At 74.8% G+C, this 14,398-nt stretch carries 16 protein-coding genes; 7 read left to right on the forward strand and 9 right to left on the reverse strand.

Annotated features, from left to right (window positions below; all coding sequences use genetic code 11):
- Positions 1-55 precede the first annotated feature (55 nt).
- Entirely contained in the window at positions 56-733 is a 678-nt protein-coding gene (locus IH44_RS0127160; protein ID WP_030462369.1) for a macro domain-containing protein, read from the reverse strand.
- A gap of 176 nt (positions 734-909) precedes the next feature.
- Between IH44_RS0127160 and IH44_RS0127165 the strand changes: the two genes are divergently transcribed.
- Positions 910-2,553, forward strand: a complete 1,644-nt coding sequence (locus IH44_RS0127165) for an ADP-ribosyltransferase domain-containing protein (RefSeq protein ID WP_030462370.1) — start codon at positions 910-912, stop codon at positions 2,551-2,553.
- A 16-nt stretch (positions 2,554-2,569) separates the two neighbouring features.
- Here the strand turns inward: IH44_RS0127165 and IH44_RS0127170 are convergent, their stop codons facing one another.
- Positions 2,570-3,352: a hypothetical protein gene (locus tag IH44_RS0127170; protein ID WP_030462371.1), complete on the reverse strand. Its 783-nt coding sequence runs from the start codon at positions 3,350-3,352 to the stop codon at positions 2,570-2,572.
- Positions 3,353-3,543: 191 nt separating this feature from the next.
- Here IH44_RS0127170 and IH44_RS0127175 point away from each other — a divergent pair, with 191 nt between their 5' ends.
- Positions 3,544-4,320 (forward strand): methyltransferase domain-containing protein, encoded by a 777-nt coding sequence (locus IH44_RS0127175; protein ID WP_030462372.1) that lies wholly within the window; start codon positions 3,544-3,546, stop codon positions 4,318-4,320.
- 20 nt (positions 4,321-4,340) lie between these two features.
- On the opposite strand, the gene IH44_RS41495 is transcribed toward IH44_RS0127175, so the two are convergent.
- The 4 genes from IH44_RS41495 to IH44_RS0127195 all read right to left on the reverse strand — a co-directional run bounded on the left by IH44_RS41495 (position 4,341) and on the right by IH44_RS0127195 (position 6,931).
- Positions 4,341-5,435, reverse strand: coding sequence for a serine hydrolase (locus IH44_RS41495; protein ID WP_051817374.1), 1,095 nt, complete (start codon positions 5,433-5,435; stop codon positions 4,341-4,343).
- A gap of 31 nt (positions 5,436-5,466) precedes the next feature.
- Positions 5,467-5,970 (reverse strand): Clp protease N-terminal domain-containing protein, encoded by a 504-nt coding sequence (locus tag IH44_RS0127185; RefSeq protein WP_030462374.1) that lies wholly within the window; start codon positions 5,968-5,970, stop codon positions 5,467-5,469.
- The gene (locus IH44_RS0127190; RefSeq protein WP_030462375.1) at positions 5,967-6,206 is read right to left on the reverse strand and encodes a hypothetical protein; all 240 of its coding nucleotides are present in this window, start codon (positions 6,204-6,206) and stop codon (positions 5,967-5,969) included. Before IH44_RS0127190 ends, IH44_RS0127185 begins: the two co-directional genes overlap by 4 nt.
- A 194-nt stretch (positions 6,207-6,400) precedes the next feature.
- Positions 6,401-6,931, reverse strand: a complete 531-nt coding sequence (locus IH44_RS0127195; RefSeq protein WP_030462376.1) for a DUF6194 family protein — start codon at positions 6,929-6,931, stop codon at positions 6,401-6,403.
- Between the two features lie 62 nt (positions 6,932-6,993).
- On the opposite strand from IH44_RS0127195, the gene IH44_RS0127200 reads away from it, so the two are divergent.
- A complete protein-coding gene (locus IH44_RS0127200; protein ID WP_030462377.1) occupies positions 6,994-7,719 on the forward strand; it encodes a MerR family transcriptional regulator in 726 nt (241 codons plus the stop codon).
- Between the two features lie 128 nt (positions 7,720-7,847).
- Here the strand turns inward: IH44_RS0127200 and IH44_RS0127205 are convergent, their stop codons facing one another.
- The 3 genes from IH44_RS0127205 to IH44_RS0127215 form a co-directional block, all read right to left on the reverse strand.
- Entirely contained in the window at positions 7,848-8,222 is a 375-nt protein-coding gene (locus IH44_RS0127205; RefSeq protein ID WP_232795108.1) for a transcriptional regulator, read from the reverse strand.
- On the reverse strand, positions 8,219-8,959 hold the full coding sequence (locus tag IH44_RS0127210) for a hypothetical protein (RefSeq protein WP_157852479.1): 741 nt from the start codon (positions 8,957-8,959) through the stop codon (positions 8,219-8,221). Before IH44_RS0127210 ends, IH44_RS0127205 begins: the two co-directional genes overlap by 4 nt.
- Positions 8,960-9,088: 129 nt before the next feature.
- Positions 9,089-9,490 (reverse strand): pyridoxamine 5'-phosphate oxidase family protein, encoded by a 402-nt coding sequence (locus tag IH44_RS0127215; protein ID WP_030462380.1) that lies wholly within the window; start codon positions 9,488-9,490, stop codon positions 9,089-9,091.
- A gap of 220 nt (positions 9,491-9,710) precedes the next feature.
- Here IH44_RS0127215 and IH44_RS0127220 point away from each other — a divergent pair, with 220 nt between their 5' ends.
- The 4 genes from IH44_RS0127220 (at position 9,711) to IH44_RS0127235 (ending at position 14,255) form a co-directional block, all read left to right on the forward strand.
- Entirely contained in the window at positions 9,711-10,931 is a 1,221-nt protein-coding gene (locus IH44_RS0127220; RefSeq protein WP_232795109.1) for a histidine kinase, read from the forward strand.
- Positions 10,928-11,572 (forward strand): response regulator transcription factor, encoded by a 645-nt coding sequence (locus IH44_RS0127225; RefSeq protein WP_030462382.1) that lies wholly within the window; start codon positions 10,928-10,930, stop codon positions 11,570-11,572. The genes IH44_RS0127220 and IH44_RS0127225 overlap by 4 nt, the downstream gene beginning before the upstream one ends.
- Before the next feature lie 135 nt (positions 11,573-11,707).
- Complete coding sequence (locus IH44_RS0127230) at positions 11,708-12,556, forward strand: hypothetical protein (protein ID WP_157852480.1); 849 nt, start codon at positions 11,708-11,710, stop codon at positions 12,554-12,556.
- A 160-nt stretch (positions 12,557-12,716) separates the two neighbouring features.
- Positions 12,717-14,255 carry a DUF2252 domain-containing protein gene (locus IH44_RS0127235; protein ID WP_030462384.1) on the forward strand — a complete coding sequence of 513 codons (1,539 nt, stop codon included), beginning with the start codon at positions 12,717-12,719 and terminating at the stop codon, positions 14,253-14,255.
- The last annotated feature ends 143 nt before the right edge of the window (positions 14,256-14,398 follow it).

Here is a 14,398-nt window from a genome sequence, read left to right on the forward strand (position 1 = left end):
GGTCAGCGGGGGTCGGCGGGCGGGTGCGCGGGGCGGGGGACACTCCCAGGGGGTGTCAGCGGCGACGGGTGGTGCGGGTCGGGACGGCGAGGCGGACGGGGCGCTCGGCGGGGGCGGCGAGCAGGTCGTTCAGCTGGTCGGTGACGGTGGTGCGCAGTTCGTCGTCGTCGGTGAACTCGTGGTCCTGGAACAGCGAGTGGCCGGTCCACATCAGGTTGGCGCAGACCTGGGCCGGAACCTGGCCGGTCTGGGCGCCGAGGCCGACCAGGGCGACGGAGGCGATGCTGCCGGGGGTGGCGGCGTTCTGCCGGTGGACGGCCTGGAAGGCGGCGGCGCAGGCGAGGGCGACGTTCAGGGTCTGGCTGACGTCCTGGTGGGAGGTGCGCATGGTGGGGGTGGAGATCAGGAAGCGGGGCACGGCCGCACCGGAGGGCACGCAGACGGCACTGCCGACCTTCAGCTCGCCGCCGTGGCCGTCGCGGATGGCGCGCTGGACGCGCAGCTGGATGCCCGCGCCGAGGTGGCGCTTGACGACGGCGTCGAGGCCGCCGTTCATCAGGCCGCGGGAGTTGGTGGGCGTCACCCAGGCGTCGACGTCCACGTCCAGGATCGAGCCGGTGCGGACCTCCACGCCCGGGGTGCCGGCGAACGCGGTGCGCCAGGCGGCCACCACGTCGGTGTTGAGGTCGGTCAGCACCACGCGCAGCGGCTTGGGGGCGTGCTTGACGGTCATGCGGGCGAACTCCGTTCGGCCGGGGGCTCGTTGTCGGTTCCGACGCTACCGGTGGGCACTGACAGGGCCGGACCTGCGGTCTGTCGGCGGCGTGCCCTAGCGTGATCTTCGATCGCACCCCCTCCCGTGCCCCCTCTCGCGCCCTCTTTCGCGTCCCCTCCCGGTTGGAGTCCGCCATGACCGAGCCCACCCCGCCCACCCCGTCCGCCGCTTCCGCCGCTTCCGCCGACGACCCGCTGGCGCTCGCCGAGTTGTTCAAGGGCGGCGGCGAGGACTGGTTCCCGGTGCTGAAGCGGTCGATCGAGCTGCACCGGGACGCGGCGTCGTTCATCGGGCCGAACCGGCCCCAGGACGTGGTGCCGGTACGGGAGTTGACGTTCCAGGCGCTGAAGCCGAACCCGCCCGGCAAGTGGAAGGTGGTGGTGTTCGGGCAGAACCCGTACCCGCGGCCGGAGAGCGCGACCGGCATCGCCATGTTCGACAACACCTTCCAGGACTGGAAGGACAGCCAGTTCGGCCGGGTGGTGAGCATCCGCTGCATCATCAAGGCGGCGGCGATGTGGAAGTACGGCATCCCGAAGAAGACCCCGATCGCCGACCTGCGGGCGCTGCTGGCGCAGCAGGGCACCGTGCAGCCGCCGGAGTGGTTCCAGGCGATGCTGACCCAGGGCGTGCTGCTGCTGAACGCGGCGCTGACGGCGAGCAGTGACGGTTCGACCTCCCCCTCGGTGCACACCAAGTTCTGGAAGCCGGTCGCGGAGAAGATCGTGGAGGAGATCCTGCGGGCCAAGCAGGAGGGCCCGGAGGAGGACCGCGGGGTGGTGTTCGCCTGGTGGGGGACGCACGCGCGGGCGCTGAAGCAGTCGGTGGAGTGGATCGCCCGGCGCTACCCGGACGTCCAGGTGCGGCACATCGACCACCCGAACCCGGCGGCGCAGGGCGACGTCTTCTGCGACGGCGAGCACTTCGCGCAGGTGAACGCGGCCCTGGAGGGCCTGGGCGCGGACCCGGTGGACTGGCTGCCGAGCGCCGGCTGGCAGGCCGCGGCCGCCGCCGAGGGGCGTGCCGACGCGGGCACCGCCTCCCGGATGGAGGCGTTCATCGCCTCCACCATGGAGCTGCACCAGCTGTACCTGGAGCGGCTCGCCTCGGTGAAGGACGAGGGCCTCGAACTGCCCGCCGTCACGGGCGTGTTCGACCTGGAGCGGCTGGGCTTCCGGGAGGCGGTGGAGCCGGTCGCGGCCCTGCTGCGCGGCCTGGAGCGGCACGTCGGCTCGGCGCACGAGTTCGGCAAGCGGCACGCGGACGCCGCGGCGGGCGCCACGGGCGGGGCGCTGGACGCGGAGGCGGTCGCGGCGCTGCACCTGTACACCTGCGAGTCGGCGTTCTACCGGGAGCTGAACGCGGCGCTGCGCCACCCGGACCGGTCCCGGCTGGCCCCGTACCTGCCCTACCTGCGGCTGCTGTTCGACGCGGTGGGCCGGCTGCCGGTGCGCCCGGAGCCGCTGTGGCGGGGCGTGGCGCTGGACCTGCGGGCGCAGTACCCGCTGGGGCGGACGGTGACCTGGTGGGGCGTGTCCTCGTGCACCTCGCGCCCGGCGGTGGCCCGCTCGTTCCTGGGCAGCCGGGGCAAGCGCACCCTGTTCGAGGTGCGGCCGGCCCGGGCGGTGGGGATCCGGCAGTTCTCGGCGTTCACCGAGGAGGAGGAGTACATCCTGCTGCCCGGCACCCAGTTGACCGTCACGGACGTGGTCGCGGAGCGCGGCGGGCTGTGCACGGTGACGCTCACCGAGTCGGCGGAGCCGCCGCTGGTCTCCTGAGCGGCGCGCCGACCGCTCAGCAGTGGCAGGAGACGTCGAGCACCACGGTGTCCGGGTCGAGCGCGTCCAGGTAGGCGTTGGCGTCGGCCAGGTAGTCGGGGTCGTCGTGCTTGTCGGTCCAGCTGCCGTCCAACCGCAGCAGGGCGTACCCGGGGACCGCGTTGGCGCGGGCCAGTGCGATGTTCCCGGCCCGGTCGTCGGTGAACCGGAAGGGCCAGTGGGACGGGTGGGGGCCGCCGGCCGTCCAGGCGTCGTGGTGCTCGGCGGCGAGGCGCTCGTGGGTGGCGCGCAGGGCCTCGAAGTCGAGCAGGCCGCGCGGGCCGCCGTCGCAGCGGTCGGGCAGGCCGAGCAGCGGGTCGCGGTCCTCGGGGACGTCGCCGTAGTCCTCGTGCCTGGCCAGCAGCGGGTTCCCGGCGGCGTCCGGCCGGTGCAGCAGGCGCGGTCCTCCCAGGCGCAGACCCAGGCCGTCCCACTTGCCGCGCGGGTTGTAGGTGGCGAGGAAGTAGCCGCGGCCGGCCTCGTCGACGTAGAGGTGGCCGTCGTCGCCGGGGCGCCTGCCCGTCCGGGTGTTCATCGCGTGGGCGACCTCGGCCCAGCTGACGTCGTCCCGGTCCGGGATGACGCCGCGTTCCCGGTTCGCCCGCACCCAGTGCTCGCTGTTCGGGTCCTCCGGCTGGTAGTCCCGGTACTCGGGCACCTCCGACTCGCTGAAGTAGGGCCGGAGGGCGGCGACCGCGGCCTCGCGGTACTGTGCGGGCGGCGTCGGGGGCAGGACGACGAGCACGTCGTACGTCGACATCGGGTGTTCCTCTTCGTTCGTCGGCGGAACACATCGTGGCGGACGGGGGCGCGCCGTCGCACCCGGGTTTCCGGGCCGGCTCCCCGCGCCGGACGGGGGTGCGCCCCTCGTGACGGCGTACGCCCCTTGCCGTGGCCCCGGTCCGCCGGGGGATCTTCCCTGACGGGGGTTGGTTTGATTGACTTCCCGTCATGACCTCCCGCGTGTTCGAGTCCGTGCCGCCCGATCCGATCGCCTACCTGGACCGGCTGGCCGTCTCCGAACTCGGCCGGGAGTACAAGTCGGTGATGCTGGCGGCGCTGGCGGTGGAGCCCGGGCAGACGCTGGTCGACCTGGGGTGCGGGCCCGGCGCCGACCTGCCCGCGCTGGCCGCGGCCACCGGCCCGGAGGGCACCGTGCTGGGCGTGGACCACGACCGGGAGGCCGTGGACGCCGCCGCCGAGCGGACGGCCCACCTGCTGCAGGTCGACGTCCGGCTGGGCGACCTGCACGAACTGCCGCTGGCGGACGGGAGTTGCGACCGGGCCCGGACGGACCGGGTGCTGCAGCACGTGGCCGATCCGGCGCTGGCGCTGCGCGAGGCCCGCCGGGTGCTGCGGCCGGGCGGGCTGCTGGTGCTGGGCGAGCCGGACTGGGGCACCCTGACCGTCGACCACCCGGACGCCGCGCTGACCGCCGCGTACACCCGGTACGTCACCGACCAGGCGGTGCGCAACGCCCGGATCGGCAGCCAACTCCCGCGCCTGGCGGCCGAGTCCGGGCTGGACGTGCTGGACGTCCACCCGCTCACCCCGGTCTTCCGCGAGGTCGGCGCCGCCGACCGCGTCCTGGGCCTGCAACGCGTCACCCGCCGCGCGGTGGCCGCGGGCTACTTCTCCCCCGACGACGCCGACCGCTGGCTCACCCACCTGGCCACCGGCACCTTCCTGGCCACCGTCACCTTCCACGTGGTCACGGCCCGCGCCTGAACGGTCCGGGGCCGGTGCTCTCAGGGTTGGGCCCTGAAAGCGGTCCGGAGCAGGTCGGTGAAGAGGGCGATCGGGTCGGCCCAGCCGCTGGCGGGGTCGGTCCAGTCGGCGGTGGTGTTGGCGGTGAGCAGGCGGGTGCCGTCGGCGGTGGCGAAGGTGTACGTCCAGGAGCCGAAGATGGCGCCGCCCATGCCCCAGTAGGTGCCGCCGCCGGGTGGGGCGAGCGAGCAGATGCCGAGGCCGTAGGCGGTGTCCGGGATCCAGTCGCGGGTGGCGGTGGTGGTGAGCAACTCCCGCTGCTGGGTGGGCCGGAGGAGGCGGCCGGAGAGCAGCGCGGCGAGGAAGCGGTTGAGGTCGGGGGCGGTGGAGACCATCCCGCCCGCGGCCCAGAACGGGGCCGGGTCGAGTTCGGTGGCGTCCAGCACCGGGGCGTCCGGCCCGGTGCGGAACAGCTTGGTCCAGTGCCGGGCGTGCGGCGCGGGGAGGCCGTGCTCGTCGGCGCCCGGCAGGTGGGTGCCGGTCAGGCCGAGCGGGCGGCAGATCCGCCGCTGGATCTCGGCGGCCAGCGGCTGCCCGGTGGCCTGTTCGACGAGCAGCCCCGCCAGCACGTAGTTGGTGTTCGAGTACGCCCAGCCGGCGCCCGGGGCGAACCGGGGCGGGTGGGCGGCCGCGATCCGCAGCAGCGTCTCGGGCCGGTGGGTGGGGTGGCTGTTCAGCTCCTCCGGGTGGTCGGTGTAGTTGGGCAGCCCGCTGGTGTGGTCGAGCAGCCTCCGGACCGTCACGTCTCGGGGCAACTCGCAGGCGGTGGTCGGCAGTTGGTCGACCACCGGGGCGTCCAGGGTGATCCGGCCCTCGGCGGCGAGTTGCAGGACGACGGTGGCGACGAAGGTCTTGGTGATGCTGCCGATCCGGAACCTGTCGTCCCGGCTGCGCTCCTGCCCTCCGACGGCGGCCCCGGCGTGCCAGGTCCGGTCACCGTCGTGGACCTCGACCAGGATGCCGGGGACGCCGCCCCGGGTGACGGCCCGTTCGAGGAGTTCCCGGACGGCGGCGTCGTTGCTGTCGCTGTCGCTGTTGCTGTCGCTGTTGCTGTTGCTGTTGCTGTTGCCGTGCATGTCGGTTGCCCCCTGACTCGACTGCGTTTGTTTACTGATTGATCGTCAATTCTATTGTTCTGGCGATGAGTTGTTCGCGGTCGATGCCGGAGAGCGCGAGGGCGCGGGGCACCGTGCCGACCTCGGCGCGCAGGATGCCGAGCAGCAGGTGAGCGGCGGACTGGTCCTTCTTGCGGGCGGTGGCGAAGCTCCGCTCGAGGGCGAGCTTGGTGGAGGCGCCCAGCCGGGACGCTTCGACCCCCGGGGTGGGGCGGGGCAGCCGGTGGGCCTCCGGGGAGACGCCGACCGCGTGCAGGCTGTGCGCGAACTCCCGGTCCAGCGCGGCCCGCACGCCGCCGCGGTCGAGCCCGGCCTCGGCCAGCAGGCGGCGGACGGCGGCCGCGGCGTCGGGGTGGGTGGCCGCGGCGTCGGGAGCCGGATCGGCGGCGAGGGCGAGCAGCAGGTGGTGGGCGTCGGTGGTGGGCGATCCGTCCTGCCGGGCCTCGTCGGCCGCCCGGAGCAGCAACGCGTGCAGGTACCGGTCGAACGCGCTCATTCGCCTCGCCTCCTCAGCGTGACCCCGCCCGCGATCAGCCGCTTGGCGTGCTTCTTGTGGACGGCCTGCCGGGTGACGCCGAGCGCCTCGGAGACCTGCGGCCAGCTCCAGCCGGCCCGCATGGCCTGTTCGACGGCGGCGTCCTCGAGCCGGTCGGCGAGCCGCCGCAGCGCGGCGACGGCGGCCAGGCTGTCGGCCGGGTCCGGCGGGAGGGGCGGGGTGTCTTCCAGCGACATGCAAGCAACTTAGGTTGACTACCCAGCCGTAGTCAACCCAAGTTGCTCCCTGGTGGTCATGGCGGGACGGACGGTCTCGGACCGGAAGCGCACCGTAAACGACGAATCGGCGCGGGACGAGGAGCGGGCATGGACGGCGTCCTGGGCCGCGCCCCGCGGATCGCCCGCCACCTCGGCCCGCCGGTCCCGACGCGTCACTCCCCCGGTCGGGCCCGCCTCTCGTACCGGGTGCGGGCCAACCGGTGGGCGGTGCACAGGAGTTGGCGGACGTCTTCGGCGGTGCGCCCGGCCGGGTTCACCACGGCCAGCCAGCCGGCGGCGGCGTAAACGGGGTGGGCGATCACGGTGTCGTCGCTGTCGTCGGCACCGACGGCACCGACGGCACCGACGGTACCGTCGGCTCCAGCGGCTCCGGCGGCTCCGGCGGTGTCGTCGGCTCCGGGGGCCGGGGTGTGGCCGGTCCGGTGGGCGAGTTCTTCCTTGCCGGCGGCGATGTTGACCCGGTAGGCGCCCGGCCGGTCCAGGCGGGAGGTGGTGTCGCCGGGGTAGTCCTTGGTGACGACCGTTGCGAAGGGCTGGCCGGTCTTCGGGAGGGTGCCGTCGGGCGCGTAGTAGAAGAAGGCGTCGCCCCAGCTGATCTCCGGGGTGCCGTCGCCGGGGGCGGGACGCAGGGTCAGGACGCCGTCGAGGCCGGCCGTGAAGTCGATGATCTCGTCCATGGTCATGTGCTCTAGCGTGGCATTCACGTGCTTGTGGAGACTTCGGCGGTCGAAAGGCGGGAATCCGGGTGCAAAGTCTCAACTCGGGGGTGCTGCGGACGGTGGACGTGGCGCGGCGCGCCGGGTGCTCGGTGCAGCAGGTCCGCAACCTGGAGCGGGACGGGGTGCTGCCGCCGGCCGACCGCACTCCGGCCGGGTACCGGGTCCACACCGAGGTGCACCTGCACTCCGCGCTGGCCTACCGGTCGCTGGCGGTGGGCGCGGGTCCGGCCGAGGCCAGGCGGATCGTCCGGGCCTTCCACCGGCCGCCCCGGGCGGAGGCGCTGGCGCTGCTGGACGCGGCGCACGCCCGGCTGGACGCCGAGCGGGCCCGGCTGCGGCTGGCCCGGGAAGCGGCGGGGGCGATCGCCGAGGAGCCGATCGGCGAGGTGCGCGCCTCGGACGCGATGGGCGTCTCCGAGCTGGCCGCCGCCCTGGGCGTGCGCCCCTCCGCGCTGCGGCACTGGGACGCGGAGGGCCTGGTCGTCCCCGACCGCGACCCGGTCCGGGGCACTCGGCGCTACACCCCGGCCCAGGTCCGCGACGCCCGGATCGTCCACCAACTGCGCCTGGCCGGGCACCGGATCGGGCCACTGCGCGCCCTGCTGCCCGAACTGCGCGGCGCCCGCGGCCCGGTGGAGGTCACGGCGGCGCTGGCGGCCCGGGACGCGGGCCTGACCGCCCGCTCACTGGCCCTGCTGGAGGGGACCGCCGCGCTCGGCGCACTGCTGGCCTGCGCCCGGGCCGGGGACTGAGCCGGGCCGGTCAGCTACGGCAAGAGACCGCGAGGATCACGGCGTCCGAGTCGAGGGCGTCCAGCCGGGCGGGGGTGCACCCGGGTTTCGCGCGGGCCGGACCCGGCGGGGCGGGGCGGGGCGGGGCGTCAGGGGCCGTCGGCGGCTTCGATCTGCCGGATCAGGCGTTTGAGCTGGGCGACCTCCTCGCGCAGGGCGTGGTCGCCGGCCGGGGTGAGGGTGATCCAGGTGCGGGGGCGGCGGCCCTCGTAGCCCTTCTCGATGGCGACCAGGCCGGCCTTCTCCAGGACGGTGAGGTGCTGGCCGAGGTTTCCGGCGGTCAGGTCGAGGGCGGTGCGCAGGAAGCCGAACTCGGCGCGGCGGGCCTGGTGGGCGACGGTGAGGATGCCGAGGCGGACGCGCTGGTGGACGGTGTCGTCCAGGGCCTTGGCGGGGTGCTGCTCGACGTCGTCGGTGCCCTCAGGGATCTCGGGGCTCTCGGTGGGGGTCTCCGCGGAGCTCACTCGGCGGCCTGCGGGCGGGCGCGGCGGGTGGCGAGGCCGAACAGCAGGGCGCCGGTGAGCAGGTACAGGGCGGGGATGCCGTGCCGGGTGACGGCGGACCAGGGCCCGGCGCCGTTGCCCCACCAGCCGGAGGTGACGGGGGCGAGTTCGACCAGCAGGTAGCCGAGGGCGAACAGGGCCAGCGCCCGGCCGCGTTCGATCCGGGCCAGGACGAGCAGCGGCACGCCGATCGCGGCGGCCCCGCCGAGGAACTGCTGGAGCAGCAGGGTGCCGCGCGCGTTCGCGGCCAGGTGCAGGCCCCAGAAGTCGAGGTCGGCGCCGGGGGCGGGCTGGGAGGCGCCCCACCAGGTGGTGACGGCGAGGGCGACGACGGCCGCGGCCCCGACCAGCACGTACGGGCGCACGGGGGTGCCGACGCCGCGGCGGCGGGAGCGGCGCAGGTAGCAGAGGGCGGTGACGGCGTACGCGGCGAGCAGGCCGACCGTCCAGTAGGCGGGCGCGCCCTGGTGGGTGAGCGTGCAGGTGTCTCCGGGGCCGGCCGGGCCGCCGGGGCAGGGGACGGCCTCCTGGCGGTAGGTGAGCCGGCCGACCAGGACCCCGCCCAGGCTGACCAGGCCGAACAGCAGCAGCGGGATCCACGCGTCGCGCTGGACCGCCCGCACCTTCCTGGTCAACTCGCCGAGGCCGGACAGGACTTCACGGGGGGTGCCGGGCAGCGGCACCGAGGCTTCTGTCATGCAGTCAGCTTTGCATCACAGAGCAGTTGCCACAAGAGAGCGAACGGGGCCGGAGACGCGGAAGGGGCGGGTGCCGGTGGCACCCGCCCCTTCGGACCTCGCTGACCTGCGGGTTCTCCCGGCGCTCCGTCAGGCCCGGCCGAGGGCGCGGTCGACGGCGATCTCGATCACCACCCGCCCGGGGTTCTCCCGGGGCTGCCGGTAGCGCTCGGCGTAGCGGCGCTCGGCGTCGGCGACGGACTCCGCGGCCCGCCGGATCACGGCCCGGCCCTCCAGGGTGGCCCAGCGGGCCCGGTCGACCTGGCAGAGCGCGACCCGCTGCCCGGCCTCGCCGGCCGCGAGCACGTTGCGGACCTTGCGGCTCCCCCCGTCGCTGATCACCCGCGCGATGCCGGTGACCGGGTCGAAGGTCGCCCCGACCGGGACGACGTGCGGGGTGCCGTCGGGGCGCAGCGTGGTGAGGGTGCACAGCTGGTACTCGCGCCAGAAGGCGAGGTAGGCCGGGTCGAGGTTGCGGATGTCGTGTGCCATGGTCCGCATGCTAGAACTCGCGAGGATTCTCGCCCACTTCGGACGCCCCGTGGACGAACTCGGCCCGTCCGCGCCGTGCACGCGGCTCTCCGCGGCGCAGAGGTTGAGCGCCTGCTGCCTCCGTGCTGGGCGGGGCGGGGCGGCGATTACCCTTTGGGCTGTGGCCGAGTCCCCTCCTTCTGCGGCCCGGGGCCGGTGGCGACCCGGTGCCGGGATCCTCGTGCGCGCGGGGCGTCGCACGCTCGTGGAGTCGCTGTACCTGCTGACCGCTCCGGTGACCGCCCTGGTCGGTGTGCTCCTGGTGTTCGTCGGCAGGGCGCGGTGGTCCGCCGGCCTGGAGCGGTGGCGCATCGCCAAGCTGCGCGCCCTGACCGCCGGCACCGACGCACCCGGGCAGGGGGCCACCGCCGCCTCGTTCGCCCCGCGCGCGCCGGGGCTGTGGCTCGATGCGGGGCACGCCGTGGCGGTGCTCCCGGTCGTCCTGATCACTTCGGTCGTGACGGCGCTGTGGTGGTTCGTCGGCGCAGCCAGCCTCACCTCGCCGCTGCGCGTCCGGCTCGACCCCGGTCCGCAGCACCCCATGACCCTGGTCGTGGGTGCCCGCACCAGCATGAGCATCCAGCTCGGGTCGCCGAACCTGCATGCCGCCTTCGCTCTCACGCTCGGCCTGCTGGTGCTGCTGACCTTGCCGCTGGTGACCCGGGTGTGCGTCGCGGCCCAGGCCGGACTGGGGCGGGTGCTGCTGTGGGACGAGTCCGCGATGCTGGGCAGGATCAGAGGGCTGGAGCAGGAGCGGGACACCGCCCGGGCCCAGACCGCTGCCGCGGTGACCGCCGAGGCTGCCGCGCTGCGCCGGCTCGAACGCGACATCCACGACGGGCCGCAGCAGCGGCTGGTCCGCCTGGCGATGGAACTGGGCCGCGCGCAGCACAACCTCGACAGGAGGCCCGCGGCGGTCCGGGAGGCGCTCGCCGACGCCATCGTTCAGACCCAGGAGGCGCTGGACGAGCTGCGGGCCCTGTCCCGTGGCATCGCCCCGCCGATCCTCGTCGACCGCGGCCTGCGCGAGGCGCTCGCCGCCCTGGCCTCCCGCTCCCCCGTCCCGACCGAACTCGACGCCCCGACCGAACTCGACGCCCCGGCCGGCCCGGCCCTCCGGCTGGATCCCGCTGTCGAGACGGCCGCGTACTTCGTGGTCTCCGAGGCGCTGACCAACGTGGCGAAGCACAGCGGCGCCGGCCGGTGCGCGATCGGCCTGCGCCACGAGGCGGGAGCCTTGCGCGTCTGGGTCAGCGACGACGGGGTGGGCGGCGCGGCCCTGGGCAAAGGGCACGGCTTGCAGGGGCTGGAGGACCGGCTGCACGCTGTCGGCGGCCGACTGCGCATCACCAGTCCGGGCGGCGGCCCGACGACGATCACCGGGGAGATACCGTGCCGTTGAGGGTAGTGGTGGCGGACGACGCCGTGCTGTTGCGCGAGGGCCTGGTCCGACTGCTCGCCGAGGAGGGCCACGAGGTGCTGGCGGCGGTCGGTGACGGCCCGGCCCTGGTCGAGGCGGTGCTCAGGCACCGCCCGGATGTGTCGGTCGTCGACGTGCGGATGCCGCCGACTCACACCGACGAGGGCCTGCGCGCAGCGATCACCGCCCGCGCGCAACTGCCCGGCACCCCGGTGCTGGTGCTCAGCCAGTACGTGGAGACCGGCTACGCCGCCGAGTTGGTCGCGGACGGCGCCGGGGCGGTCGGCTACCTGCTGAAGGACCGGGTCGCGCGGGTCGCGGAGTTCCTGGACGCCCTGGTCAGGGTCGCCGACGGCGGTGTGGTGCTCGACCCCCAGATCATTGCCCAACTGCTGACCGGCCAGCGCCGGGAGGGCGCTCTGGGGGCGCTGACCGCGCGGGAACGGGAGCTGCTCGCCCTGATGGCCGAGGGCCACTCCAACACGGAGATCGCCCGGCGGATGGTGCTGTCGGCCAGCGCGGTGGAGAAGCACATCGGCAGCATCTTCGCCAAACTCGGCCTGCCACCCGATGACACTCAGCACCGCCGAGTGCTCGCCGTCCTCGCCCACCTCAGGGCCTGACGGCGGCGCAGCCGCGCCGCGGGCCGCGCCCGCTCCGGACGGCGGGGTGCGGCCCGCACCCTGGGGCCAGCCACACCCCAACTGTCCGGCGTACCCCGGTGACCTGGCGGTTCCCCCGCGACCACAGTGGTCGGCATGACGACACCAGCACAACCATCACAGTTCCCGGGCGGGCGAGAGCGGGCCCGGACGGGCTCGGGCGGGCCAGAGCGGGCCCGGACGGACTCGGGCGGACGAGAGCGGGCCCGGACGGACTCGAGGGCGCGAGAGCGGGCCCGGACGGGCTCGGGGGCCGGGGCGCCGCGCAGGCGTGACGCCGGGCTCCTGGCCGCGGCCGTTCTCCTGGCCGCCGCGTTCTTCCTCGCCCCGCACCTGCTGGTCCCCGGCGGGTCCGGCGACTTCCCGCACGAGTTCCTCGCCTACTGGTCCTCCGGCCGCCGGGCCTTCCCTCCCGGCCTCCAGCACCTCGTCGACCGGCAGTTCCATGACCACCTGGTGCGGGTGCTGCTCGCCGTTCCGCTGCTCGCGGTGCTGGTCGCGCTGGCCGTGCGGCTCCGGCGGTTCCGGCTGTTGTTCGGGGCGCTCGCGCTCGTCGCGGCGGCGCTGTCGGTCGAGAACGTCCAGGGGGCAGTGTCGCCCTTCGGCACGCTGCTGCCGCTGCTGGCGTCCGGCCTCGCCAAGCCGGACCGGGTCGCCCTGTTGGCACAGGTCCGCGATCAGCTCGGCCACGACCCGGTGTCGCCCGCCCTGCGCGTGATGCTGGACGAGTACGTCCGGTGGCACATGGTCAAGGCCGTGCTCTGCGGTCTGCTGGCAAGCGTCCTCCTCGGTCTGTCAGTGGCGGTGTGGCGCCGCCGGCACCGGTGGTACTGCCTGCTCACGGCCCTGCTGGCGGCGGCAGCGCTGGTCGTCGTGGCGGCCAACGTGACGACCGTGGCCGACCCCGACCCGGGTCTCCTGTCGCTCCTCCAGGGCGATTGGTGACGTTCGCCGGCGCGGCCGCGGGCTCCGCCGCACCGTCCCCGGCTTTCGGTACACGGTCCGGTGCGGCCGGGGGCGGACCCGGGCGCGGTGGCGGTGGGGCGGAGCGGTAGCGTCGCCGCTGGTGGGGGCGGTCCCCGCCGTGGTCGGAGGGGAGTTGCGGGTGTCGGCGGTCGGGACGTGGGCGGAGGGTCCGGAGGCGGCGGGTCCGGAGGCGGTGGGCGCAGGCGCGCAAGGGCATTGGCCGGCACGGGAGTTCGCGGTGGACGGGTTCGCGGGGGACGCCTCGGCGGTGCCGGCCCGGCCTTCGGTGGCGCTGCTGGAGCTGGAGGGCCTGGCGCTCGCGGACGGTCCGAAGCGGCGCGGCAAGCTGCTGCGCGAGCGGGTGCCGCTGGAGTCGCACGTGCGGCTGGTGCCGTCGGCGTCCCGTCCGGAGGTGGTGGCGGCGGTGGAGTCGGCGAACGTGGGCCGGCTGCCGCACCTGGTGCCGCTACGGGTGGGCCGGATGGCGGCGTCGCCGTTCGCGTTCCTGCGCGGTTCGGCGGGCCTGATGGCGCACGACCTGGCGACCACGCCGGTCAGCGGTGTCGCCGCGCAGCTGTGCGGCGACGCGCACGCCGCCAACTTCGGCCTGTACGGGGACGCCCGGGGCCGGCTGGCGCTGGACCTGAACGACTTCGACGAGACGGTGTCCGGCCCGTGGGAGTGGGACCTCAAGCGCCTGGCGGCCAGCCTGGTGCTGGCCGGCCGGCAGGCCGGCGCGGGTGAACTCGCCTGCCGGCAGGCGGCGTTCGACGCGGTGGCGACGTACCGGCGGACGGTGCGGCAGCTGGCGAAGCTCCCGGCGCTGGACGCCTGGAACGCCTGGGACGCCATCGCCGACCACCAGTTGGTGGAGTTCGCGGGCGCGCACGAGTTGAGCGACCTGCTGGCGGCGGTCTCGGCGAAGGCGCTGCGCAACACCGGGGCGAAGTTCGCGTCGCGCTCCACCGTCCGCACCGAGGACGGGGGTTGGCGGTTCGTCGCGGCGCCGCCGATCCTCAGCGAGGTGACGGACCGTCAGGCCGAGCTGGTGGCCGGGTCGTTGGCGTCCTACCGGCACACCGTTCCGGCGGAGCTGCACCCGCTGCTGGCCCGGTTCCGGGTGCAGGACGTGGCGTTCCGGGTGGTGGGCACCGGCAGCGTCGGCACCCGCTCGTACGTGGTGCTGCTGACCGACCGCAAGGGCGGGCCGCTGGTGCTGCAGGTGAAGGAGGCCCGGGCCTCGGTGCTGCTGCCGCACCTGGTGCGGGCCGGGTTCCCGGTGCCGCCGGAGGGCGAGCACGAGGGGCGCCGGGTGGTGCTCGGGCAGAAGCGGATGCAGGTGGTGTCCGACCCGCTGATGGGCTGGACCAGTGTCGCCGGACTCCCTTACCAGGTGCGGCAGTTCCGCAACCGCAAGGGCAGCGTCGACCCGGCCGCGCTGACGCCTTCCCAGCTCGACGACTACGGCCGGCTGACCGGCGCCCTGCTGGCCCGCGCCCACGCCCACACCGCGGACGCCGCGCTGATCGCCGGCTACTGCGGCAAGGACGAGCGCCTCGATGAGGCCGTCTCCCGGTTCGCGGTCGCCTACGCCGACCAGTCGGAGGCTGATCACGCGGCGCTGGTCGCCGCGATCCGGGCCGGACGCCTCGCCGCGGAGCCGGCGCCGGGCGTCTGAACGCGGCGGGGCGCGGCGGGGCGGGGGCGGAGCGGAGGGGGCCGCGATCGCGCTGGTTGCGGTTCCGTCTCCATTCCGGTCCGGCCTCACGGCGGGTCGTCCGATCCTGACACATTGGCCCTCGAACTGAACCACTGTGACAG

Origin of the sequence: Kitasatospora sp. NRRL B-11411 (assembly GCF_000721345.1) — a bacterium.
Classification (GTDB): Bacteria; Actinomycetota; Actinomycetes; order Streptomycetales; family Streptomycetaceae; genus Kitasatospora; species Kitasatospora cineracea.